We start from the raw sequence: 10,901 nt of genomic DNA, 5'->3' as shown, positions 1-10,901 counted from the left end.
AGCAAGTAACTTGGACCAGTGTTGATCATTTAGCATTGTTCGAGGCATAGCGAGTGTAAAATTGGGTTTGGCGATTTAATTTTACTATCTCGCTATTTTTTTAATCAACAAATGTCAACAGACCCTAGTTGATTCACTGATGGTTTTTGTTTTATCTCGCATAGACACAAAACAATATTCGGTATATCCAGTAATGCAATACAATTCTTGGAACAGCTTCAAGACTTGATCAGACAAAGGAACAATATGTTGTAGGGCTGTCTGATTTTTGGTCTTAGGCGGTGTATAACTCCATGTTCTATTTTTAAAATCGATATCTGCCCATTTTGCTGCACGTAATTCTCCAGGACGCACAAATACATGGGGTAAGATTTTGACTGCATAATCAATAGCAATATCCCCACGACCTGCATGTGTATTAATATTCTTTAATAGTTGTCCTAGCTTTTGCTCATCAGTAATAGCCGCTCGATGCTTAGTTTTACCCACCTTCAAAATACCGCTAATTTGGTCAGCAACATTAAATTGACATAAACCCAAAGCAATCGCATACCGAAACACCTGAGATGCTTTACTTCTCATTCGCTTTGCTGAGTCAGTCTTACCTTGTCTTTCATAAAGACGGCATACTTCCAAAATTTGAGTGGCTGTTATCGAATCAATGGGGAACTCACCAATAGCAACATAAAGCTTATCCCAGATAAACTGATTCCGACGTTGTGTACTTGATTCCAGCTCTTCAGTCTTACGGTATTCATCTGCTACTGATCTAAAACTATTATTTCGACATTGGGACTGTTTATCTTGCTTTTGAATTGCTGGGTCAATATTCTGCGCAAGCAGTTCTCTAAACTCACTTCGTTTTGCACGAGCTCTGGCCAATGTACAACTTGGATAAATACCGATAGCTATAGTGGCTCTTTTCTTAGAGATTGGGCGAATATAATCAAAACGCCAATATGCCCCACCTTTTCTATCTAACAATAAATAAAGGCCACCACCATCTGAAAGCTTAATATTCTTTTCAAATGATTTCTTTTGCATTGATATTGCAGACTTAATTTTTGAGTCAGTCAGACTGATAACTAATTTAGGCATTTTTACGGTATATTTTTGTCAGAAATGGGAATGTACCGTAAAAAATACCGTAAAAGATTACGGTATCCTAAAACGCCCTCGGACATTATCGGACAATAAGTAGATATAAGTTATTAATTTTTAATAATATTAGGATTAATTCGGATATGATCAAACAAGGAAATGGTGCGCTCAGCGTGCACAAGAATAACAATATATATAATTGTTTTTATTAAATTAATTTAATTATTAGAAAATAAATACCACTAAATGTACCACTAAAACAAAAAATTGCTCTGGGTTCTTATCCCTTCTTATAAAGCACTGGCGACACGCATAATTTTTCGGAAAACTTGCAGAGCGCCACTATGTCAAGGACAAGCTAATATATCAAATATCAATATTTTATTTTAATACTGACGCTAAGTTGTCGCATATTTCATTTAATCCATTTATGCATTTTACTTCATACTTATAGTTTGTTCGGGATGCGAATATTTTTCTAGCTAAGAAGAAAAGCGAATTTTGGGAAGGTGTTGAGGTGGTTAATGAGTGATTTAAAGAAGCCCTCACTTGAGGGCTTTTACTTTTAAAAAATAGCTTTCAAAGCATTAAAAGCTGTCTTAACTGCATTAATAAAACGGATAATCAAAGGAATCCAATAATCAAGATTATTAAACACTTCCTTGATTTCCTTTTTAGCGTACTCAATAACCCAACTACGCTTTTCTTCACCAGATAAAGTACTGTTCTTTAGTTTCTCAGCTGCATCCATGTACTTTGCGATTTGGCTCAGAATCGGCCCGCATGATTCTGCAATTTCCAAGGTGGATTTAGATACTTGTTCAATGGTTATTGTAGTCATGCCTTATACCCCTTTTTCATGTTTAATGATGACTTCAGCCACAGCTTTTGCTGCAAGCCAATATTTTTCATTGAATGCAGCAAGTTCGGCTTCATTCGAAATAAAACCAAGCTCTACAATTAACCCGCCAGCATTCACGTATGCCAGTCGACCACGCGCAGATTTAGACTGATCAATCCAGCCATTGTCACCACGTAATCGACTACCAAGAGCATCCGCTACGGCTTTGGATAAGTCTTGAGCAAGCTTTTTGTCTTTTGGCAGTGCGATAGTTTCAATGCCATTCGCCTGTTTTGATGTTGCGGCATTCATGTGAAATTCGACTGCTACACTTGAGCCTTTAATTAATTTTACCGCAGCAGACAATGGATCGTTTTTAGTGCCAGTACCATCGGTTTTGACCTGCAATCCGGCTTCACGCAAATAATGAGTCACTGCATTTCGGAAATTGACGACCAGATCTGCTTCTTTATATTTGCCATTTACTGCGCCAGGATCAGTATTGCTATGCCCTGCTGTCACAGCCACAAAACCCAAAGGCTGATGCAAATTTGGCTGTGCAATTTTACGGCCTAACCAACTTAGTGCTGGCAATACAGTACCAATAATGAAAGGCGCATATTGCTCAGGGATAAAATTAAAGTCTAATGCCCACTGAACAACCAAAACTGCAAGCATTAAAAAAGCCCCCAGTAGCGGGAGCTTTACGGATAAGTACTGAAGCGCACTTTCTTGGATTAATTTCATTTTTCCTCTCTCATATTTCGTTCATAAAGTTTGTTGCGGATTTCTTCAACCGTTCTTAAAAGTTGATCAGATTGCTTTTCAAGAACCTGAATGCTTTGAGTGTTGGTCGTAGCTTGGGTATTTACTGTGTCTGTTTTGCTCGTCTGAGTATTCCAAGCGACGACGAATAGACCTGCTAAGAAAATGCCACCAAAGCGCACAAGGTTGGTAATACTGTCAATCTTGGTTTTGCTCTCATGTAGCACTCTGATCTGTGAATCCACCTCCTTAAATCTTGGCTCAACTTCATTCCTGAGTTGCTTAATCTCGCTTTTAAAGTTTGACTTTGCTTGGTCTAAATCTTCTTGCAGATTGTCACGAGTTTGAGTTAAGTCATTTCGGGTCTGTTGATGCTCTTTGTTGAGTTGCTCTAACTGCATATTCATACGGTCGAGCTTTTGGGGCATTTCAGCGAGCTTATCCATATTTTTAGATATGTCATTGATCTTGTCTGAGATGGCAAGAAGCTGCCCTGCTGTTGCTACTGGTGGGTCTGTAGAGTAGTCATTTGGCATTGCGCCCCCTAATTTTTGGCAATAAAAAAGCACCTGATGGTGCTATAAACTAACTGCTTCAACTTGTTCTCTTGTTTCAGCTTCATAAATCAATTGTCTTGCGATTCGCCCACGCTCATGTGCGCTCGCAATATGCTGTTGTAATGCTTCATATAGCTGTTTCACTTGGTTGCTGCTTAATGCAACTACTGTATTGTCAGCTAACGTCCATACTTGATCGACTCCAGCCATTGCTGCGCCCATGATGCGATTTTGTGCAACACGATCTGAGTCGTATGTCTGCCCCTCAAACACAAAACCACTTATCTCAAGCATGTTACGCTGTTGTTTCAATTCCCCCCATTTTTGATCCTTCAAGTCATTAAGTGTGCGCGGATCAACCCATTCCTTAGCTTCATAATCAAAATAACTATAATCGTCAGGCGGATCGCCAAGTGGAATAAATGCGCCCCCATCCCAATAGTAATCCAGCGACTCAGGAGCGTACCCAATGATAAAATACGGCGCTGGTACGCTGACGCTTTTAAGATCAAATGTCTGCACTTCAATAATGTTCAGCAGCCTACCGTGGGCATCAATCATGCTTATCTTCATCGTTTAGCCTCCAATAGCATCCACTCACATTGCATTGCATTCTGCATCATATTATGCCCAGTTTGTGTATTGGCGTAAGTGCTCATTACAATCGTATAGCCGACTGTACCTGTTTCAGTCGGGATATCCAAATACATGAAATGATCATTTAGTATGAGTTGAACTCCTATATAATTCCCTGCAAAGTCATACATTGGTTCAGCGCTAAATTTGCGATACGCAATCGTGGTACTGCCTCGTTTGAGCCACAGCTCACAATAACCGCCATTGATGTAACCTCCAGTGTCTTTGATAGAGCCGAACATCCGAACCCAATTCATCACACGTTTTGTATTGGCGACACCTACATAAAACACTGGGGTATTCGCCCATTTTCCAGTGATCAGTGTACCCGATGTCACAGAACCATAAGCAATTTTAAGAGTGTCTACTGCTAAATCCGCAATTTTACCTGTACTCACTGCAAGGTTATCAATCTTAGCCGCAGTAACAGCCAAATCATCAATCTTCGCAGTAGTCACAGCAGCATTATCAATCTGCGCAGACTTCACAGCCAACTGCTTGATATGAGCCGTGTCAATAGACGCATAATCCATAAACGCCGACTTCATATAAGCACCGACTGGAAACACAGTCCCTGTATTTGGGTCTGTATAAGGCGTGCTACGGAAAATAAACGGATAATAAGCTACGCTACCCCCTCTACCGATTGCAAAGGAATCAAAGTTCAAAATGAAATTGGATTCTTTGCCAGTGTTCGCACCACCCCAGCCTGCAATCTTACCGTTCACGTCAAGCTTGATGTACTTTTGCGCATACAAGCCGTTTACGCTTTCAGACACGGTTTGAATTGATGCTGTGTTGCCGTCTACTGTGGTTTGTATCGTACTTACTTGTGACGCAGTAGCCGACTGCTGCGTTGTCAACGTATCAACTTGCGTCTGTACGGTTGCAATATTTTGCGTTGCTGCGTCGGCTTTATTAAGTGCTTCTGTTGCTGTTGCTTGCGCGGCGCTTGCTGCTGCTGCTGCATCAGTTGCAGCTTTGTCGGTAACAGCAACCCACGCTGATCCATTCCAGCGCTTCGGCGTGTTTAGTCCTCCTGTTGTGTCAATCCACAAGTTTTGAGACAGGCGCTTTTCTGCTGTAGGAGTGGTTGAGCCAAAAATAACCTCACCTTTGTTGCCTGCCGCTGTAGCTGCTGCTTCGGCTGCCTGCTGTGCTGCATTTGCCGTGTTTTGAGCTGCCACTGTTGCTGATTGAACAGTATCGACACGACTACCCAGCGCACCGTCCGCATCTGCTAAAACCTCAAGTTCTTGCTGAATCGTTGCAATGCTTTGCTGCAAGTCGTTACCGACCTGTGCTTGTAAAATGTCAATACGCACGCCCAGCGCACTATCCGCATCCGCACGTGTTTGCTGCTCAGTCCGAATTAGTGCTTTTGCATTATCAACTTCGCTCAATGCAGTATTGATCTGCGTTGTTAGTGCAGAATCTGCATTTGCACGTGCTGTAGCTTCGGCAGTAATTGCAGCTGTGTTATCACCAAGCCTCGCCACAGTTGTATCAATACGCTGACTCAATGCCGTGTCGCTTTCAATCATTGCTGATTGTAAGGTCCATGTTCCCGCAAAGCCTTCGGTTGAGCCAATAAGGTCATCAGTTGAGCCAATTAGCTTGGGATTAACCTGTGCATATACACCGTCAATCTTTATGGTGTTGGCGCTGATTTTCCCTTCATGCTCAGCTACTTTGGCGTTTGTTTGAGCTAACGCGCCTGTGCTTGCTTTTGTGCCAAGCTCTACAGTCAAAGCATTAATCTGTGTAGCATTTGCGCTTGATTGTGTTGCGGCCACATTTGCGGTAGATAAAGCACTTGCAGCTGTTTGACTTGCTGTGTCAGCTGTATCTGCAGCTTGATTTGCTACAGCATTCGCTTGAGATGCCAAACTTGCCGCAGAACCCGCTTCTGTGGCTGCTGTTTCAGCTTTAGTTAATGCGGTTGCAGCATTGGTTTTTGCGGTAGCCGCATTACCCTCTGCCACGGTCACGCGACTATCTAAAGCTTGAACAGCCTGCGTATTTGCAGATGTTGCTGTGACTGCTGTGCTGACTTGCTGTTGAACATTGGCAAGCGCCTGATCATTGCTGCTCTTGTAGTTGTTCAAGGCGTTAAGATTAGCAGTATCACCGCTTTGACGATCTTGAATCTCCTGAGTTAAACCGTCATTCAGATTGCTTACAGCCAAAATACGCGCAGCAGTTTCGGAATCAAGTTCAGCATTAAGGCCAGACACAGTTGACTGTAATGCAGAAAAATCTTGCACAAGATTACCGATGTCGCCATCCAGACCTGCAATAGAATCAATTTTATTGATTTTGGTCTGCAAATCTTGATGTAGCTGAGTTTCGGTTAACTTACCTGACAAAATATCCAGCACTGCTGAAGCATCAGCAGATGTGGTTGCACTTACACGCTCAGACCACGGACCAATATTCCCGATTCGGTCAATCAAGCGTCCACGGAAATAACGAGTTAGATTAGGCTGCATACCTTGAATGGTATGTGTATCCGTTGGATAAGCAAACAAACCTAACAGTGAAGCGTTTGCACCATTGTCTGTAGTTGCAATCTCAATTTCTGTGTAAGCCGTGTCAAGCGCACCGACCGCAGGGAAACTCCAATCTAAACGATAGCCGAATAAGATACCTGTTGCTGACAAATTGGCAAGCTCAGGCGGCGAGCCTGTTTTGCCTGATAATGCAGTCAGTGCTGAATACGTCGGCAGAGATGCAACGTCAAACGCTGAAATCGCAGTGACGCGCGCTTGATAGTTACCTGCATAGATACCCTGCACCTCAACTGAATTACTACCTGTGATTGGCAATTTAATCCAGTTACCGTCGTCTTTGCGCCACTCAACCAGGTACTTTGTTGCGCCTGGTGCTTGATCCCAAGTAATCAGCATTGTCTCAATAGATAGACCTTGCTGCACCATGGTTTCAGACGAAATCAAAACATTGGTGACAGGTGCTTGAACAGTCGGATTGATGATTGAGATTGGACGCTCATCAATAAAAGCACCGAAGTCGATTGCATCATATTTTGCCGATTCGTATTGCAAGCCAGTAATCGAGAATTGATGCTTGTCGTCTTGAGTGATACTCATGACGCGAAACTTCATTGTTTTTAAATCTTGCGCATCAACGACCCAGATATTTTCCGCTGCAACAGAGTCAAACGCCACCGTAACTGTGACTTTGCGCCCAATTTTTGACGACACGATTCGAGCTTGCGCTTTACCATTTTCACCATTTACAACTAGTCGATCGCCCGCACGGCACACCACATCATCACGATCCAGGGTAATGACTTTGCGATCAGTGCTGACAGCAGAAATACGACCGCCATTGGCACGGCCAGCAAATAATTCGTCTGCGATTTCAATCACACGGCCCGGCTGTGGAATATAACCATCCAAACCCACTTTAAAAGATACAGTGCGAGTCTCAAGCTGTTCAGATTTTAAAGCCCAAAGCCCTGCACGTTGTGCTTGTCCCTCTGATGTGCAACCCCATGCGTCGATTTCTGCGATACGCACACCAAGTTTGGCAATTGCCGGCTCATCACGTACATAGGCATACTCTGTCTTATAGTGATTTGCAGGATTATCCCAAGCCACTTTTGCAACAGTATGTCGATCACGCGCACGTGTACCCGAATATTCAAAAATACCATCTATGACGTTTGCGGCTGTATACGTGAAATACGTGTCCTGCGGAATGTCAGCATCACAAACAATTGAATTGCCATCCCAGTATGAAATCGCACGAAATACACCCGCCAATTTGCTTAAAATTACATAAGCATCTTCAGTTGATTGCAGATACACGTTACAGGTAAAACGTGGCTCTTTTCCGCCTTTGCCATCATCCACCATTTGGTCGCAATACTGTGCAAGGCGATACAAAGACCACTTATCCAACATTGCAGGCGTTAAACGGTCGCCCAAAGCATATCGTTTTGATGTGCAAATGTCGTAATAAATCCAAGCCGGGTTGTTGGTATAAGCACGTTTGAATGTACCGTCCCACATGCCTGTATAAGTACGCGCAACAGGGTCATAATTTGATGGAACCTGTATCTTAATCCCTTTTAAATCGACAGCAATTTTTGCCACGTTTGAGAAAGTTTCAGCGTCATATTGCAAGCCAAGCATCGCAGTATTCGGATAGCTAAGCTTTAGGTCGATGACTTCGGTGATTGCATCAACGTACATTTTGTCGCTGATATATTCTGAGGTTGAGTTTGGTGTAATGCGGCGTACACGGATCGTCCAGCTGCTATCAGACTTTGGCAAATCAATGCGGTGTGAACGCTCATAGTTTGCAGATGTTTTATTTGAAACTTGAGTATTTAAGACTTCTACCCACGTGCCGCCGCCCACCTGTAAATCAATCGCATATTGAATCGTGATGCCTTTCACATCACCATTGTCTGCATTCTGCTCACGTAGCGGCCCCCACTTAAAGCGCAAACGGACTGCATCAAGATTGGTATTGGTGAGTGAGCGAATCCAAGGCGTGCCAGATACTAACTCAACATTAATCGCTGTTTCAGACGAAATATCAGGAAAACCCTCAATGTGTGTTTGGTCGTTCGTACCGTGTCGAAAATCAAACTGAATATCCTGAAAATTCGATCCGTCATTTGGGTTGTGCAGTGGAGTTTCTTCTAAATAAACAGACTGCAAGCCATTTGCCAAGCCCTCGACTTCACCTTCTGATAATCCATACAGAATTTTGATATAGGTTTTAGATTGTGCTGAATCGGGTGCGATGACTGGCTTTCTTGCTTTTTTCTCACCCGCTTTTGCGCCTTTAATTACTGTATTCATACTTTCTCTCAAACAATAAAAAAGGCGCGATATGCGCCTGTATATTTTTAAAATATTTACATTAAATCTTCTGGATATTGACCCGCGCTTGCGATGAATCCACCGACTTCGCGCTGACCGTAAAGCACTGGTACTGGATTGCCTTGTGCGACCGTGGTAACTGCCCCACCAAAACCCTTGTTTGCCTTGTTGCCGTCTTGGTTTTGGTCTTGGTTATCAATTTTTGGCATCAGCATCATGGCTACACCGCCAACCATCATACCGATACCAGCACCAACAAGATTTGCGCCCCACGCCTGCCCATAAGCCATCGCAACAACACCAACCACAACCATCACCGCGCCAAGAATTGTTTGCAGTATCCCATCACCCCCCGCACCTTTTACCTTTGGCACAACCTTAATCACTTTGGCTCTTGTGTTCATGTCGAGTTCTTTTTCACTGATATTTTCATCATCTTGAAATACCGCAAACTCTAAACCCTGTTCATGTGCGTGTAACATAAAGTGCTCAAATCCTGGCACTTGGACTGATAAAGCGCGCATGGCTTCGCGGGTATTATCAACAGCTAAATGAAATTCTTTGCCGAACTTCTTGGCTAGGATGCCGTACAGCTTAATTTTTTTGAGCATATCGAACCACCTTTTCGACTCTTTCCTGCCATTGCGAACCAAACACTTCACGCACGGATTTACGACCATATGGGTGATGCAGAATGATTGACGAGCCAACACATGCTTCAGCCTGCTCTGACTTCAATTCAGTCTGATCACCAAGCCAGATAATCGCATGATTGACGTGCTCAGTCCGTCCAACACGACATAGCAAAACATCACCATATTGCATATCAGTGACTTCAACAAAACCTGCATCACCAAAGCCATCCAGATACAATGATTTATTATCTTTAGACTCCCACCACCGATCCTGACGTTCAAAATCAATTAATTGAATATCAAGCTCTCGCTGATAAAAATCACGCACGATTGAATAACAGTCTTGTATGCCGTGAATATAGTTGCGACCAACAAGTGGCGCTTTATACCCACACGGCTCATACACTTGAAATTCAATGTCGGGATAAGCACAAATCACCCATGGCTTTTGATGTAATTCAATCTGAATTAGATCAAGCTCGGATGCGCGTGCGGAAGCATTTGGGTGCGAATGTACATAAGCCTGAATTTCGCCTAAATCTTCAACTCCGGCTAAATCTTCAGGATGAATTTCAAACTGATCTTTATTGTCTGAAATATTGCGACACGGAATGTATTCTTTACCTACAATCACACCGCAGCACTCGGAAGGATAAACTTCAGCAGCATGTGCTTGGATTGCTTTTTTAAGTTTTGCGGTTAGTTTCATCACATTAAACTCGACGCTGGAAAGCCACCAAAGCGGATTTCATTATTGCGAATACGGCATGAAGATAGGCGCCCTGAACAACGATCTAGTGCAGGGTTATCTGTTGGCTTATCTTTATCGGTAAACATTGCTGCACCTGTGTATTGACATTCTTCACCCCTGTAATTACCCATCGCACACCAATGACAGTAATTAGAAATCTGCCGAACTGGAATCTTTAGTCCTTCAAAATCAATTGGGTTTGAAAGCTCAAAAGTCACAGCTTGAGCATTTTCAGAAGTCTTTTGCTCGATGTACCAAAGCTGCTCTTTTGCTTCATTTGATGCGGATGTGTTCCCTGCACTAAAGTTTTCAGCATCAAGATACTTAGCAAGTGTGGTAATGACTTTAAGCTTTGCTCCAGCGAAATCACCAAACTGTAAACAGTAAGCCGAAATTGCACCTTGAATACCGCCAATATTATTTGCCATGCTGAATGTTGGTGCGGATGCTTTACCGTCGGAACGCATCTCAAGACCCGACACCTCCAAAGCCATTGGCTCAAAGATTTCACCTTGCCAGGTGATGTTTCGATACCAGACTTTGCTTTCATCTTGCTCGAACACCTCGCCGATTAGCCGAGATTTATCACCAAGCAATCCATCTGAGCCGATTAAGCTATAAATACGCTCCCACTCTGCATAGGAAATATGACCATGAAAGCGCAAAATGCCCGCGCCTAAAGCGCGAGCATCAAGTTCAAATAGGGTGATCAGACCGTCAACATACAGCTTTTGAAGATCGCTATTTAAAGCCATA

9 protein-coding genes are annotated in these 10,901 nt (G+C 43.1%); all 9 read right to left on the bottom strand.

Annotation, left to right across the window (positions count from 1 at the left end):
* Positions 1-114: 114 nt before the first annotated feature.
* The 9 genes from FTU05_RS12870 to FTU05_RS12830 all read right to left on the bottom strand — a co-directional run bounded on the left by FTU05_RS12870 (position 115) and on the right by FTU05_RS12830 (position 10,900).
* On the bottom strand, positions 115-1,098 hold the full coding sequence (locus FTU05_RS12870; protein WP_257230127.1) for an integrase arm-type DNA-binding domain-containing protein: 984 nt from the start codon (positions 1,096-1,098) through the stop codon (positions 115-117).
* A gap of 568 nt (positions 1,099-1,666) precedes the next feature.
* Complete coding sequence (locus FTU05_RS12865; RefSeq protein WP_180165615.1) at positions 1,667-1,942, bottom strand: hypothetical protein; 276 nt, start codon at positions 1,940-1,942, stop codon at positions 1,667-1,669.
* Between the two features lie 3 nt (positions 1,943-1,945).
* Positions 1,946-2,689, bottom strand: coding sequence for an N-acetylmuramoyl-L-alanine amidase (locus FTU05_RS12860; protein WP_180165613.1), 744 nt, complete (start codon positions 2,687-2,689; stop codon positions 1,946-1,948).
* The gene (locus FTU05_RS12855) at positions 2,686-3,243 is read right to left on the bottom strand and encodes a hypothetical protein (protein ID WP_180165611.1); all 558 of its coding nucleotides are present in this window, start codon (positions 3,241-3,243) and stop codon (positions 2,686-2,688) included. Before FTU05_RS12855 ends, FTU05_RS12860 begins: the two co-directional genes overlap by 4 nt.
* Positions 3,244-3,285: 42 nt before the next feature.
* Entirely contained in the window at positions 3,286-3,837 is a 552-nt protein-coding gene (locus FTU05_RS12850) for a DUF4376 domain-containing protein (RefSeq protein WP_257230126.1), read from the bottom strand.
* Positions 3,834-8,738: a host specificity protein J gene (locus FTU05_RS12845; protein ID WP_257230125.1), complete on the bottom strand. Its 4,905-nt coding sequence runs from the start codon at positions 8,736-8,738 to the stop codon at positions 3,834-3,836. Before FTU05_RS12845 ends, FTU05_RS12850 begins: the two co-directional genes overlap by 4 nt.
* Positions 8,739-8,794: 56 nt before the next feature.
* The gene (locus tag FTU05_RS12840; protein ID WP_180165609.1) at positions 8,795-9,370 is read right to left on the bottom strand and encodes a tail assembly protein; all 576 of its coding nucleotides are present in this window, start codon (positions 9,368-9,370) and stop codon (positions 8,795-8,797) included.
* A complete protein-coding gene (locus FTU05_RS12835; protein ID WP_180165626.1) occupies positions 9,354-10,103 on the bottom strand; it encodes a C40 family peptidase in 750 nt (249 codons plus the stop codon). Before FTU05_RS12835 ends, FTU05_RS12840 begins: the two co-directional genes overlap by 17 nt.
* A complete protein-coding gene (locus FTU05_RS12830) occupies positions 10,103-10,900 on the bottom strand; it encodes a phage minor tail protein L (RefSeq protein WP_180165607.1) in 798 nt (265 codons plus the stop codon). Before FTU05_RS12830 ends, FTU05_RS12835 begins: the two co-directional genes overlap by 1 nt.
* Between the last annotated feature and the right edge of the window lies 1 nt (position 10,901).

This window comes from Acinetobacter sp. YH12049 (assembly GCF_013419875.1).
GTDB lineage: Bacteria > Pseudomonadota > Gammaproteobacteria > Pseudomonadales > Moraxellaceae > Acinetobacter > Acinetobacter amyesii.
Note: the sequence above shows the minus strand (reverse complement) of the source record. Positions and strands in the feature narration are given on the sequence as shown.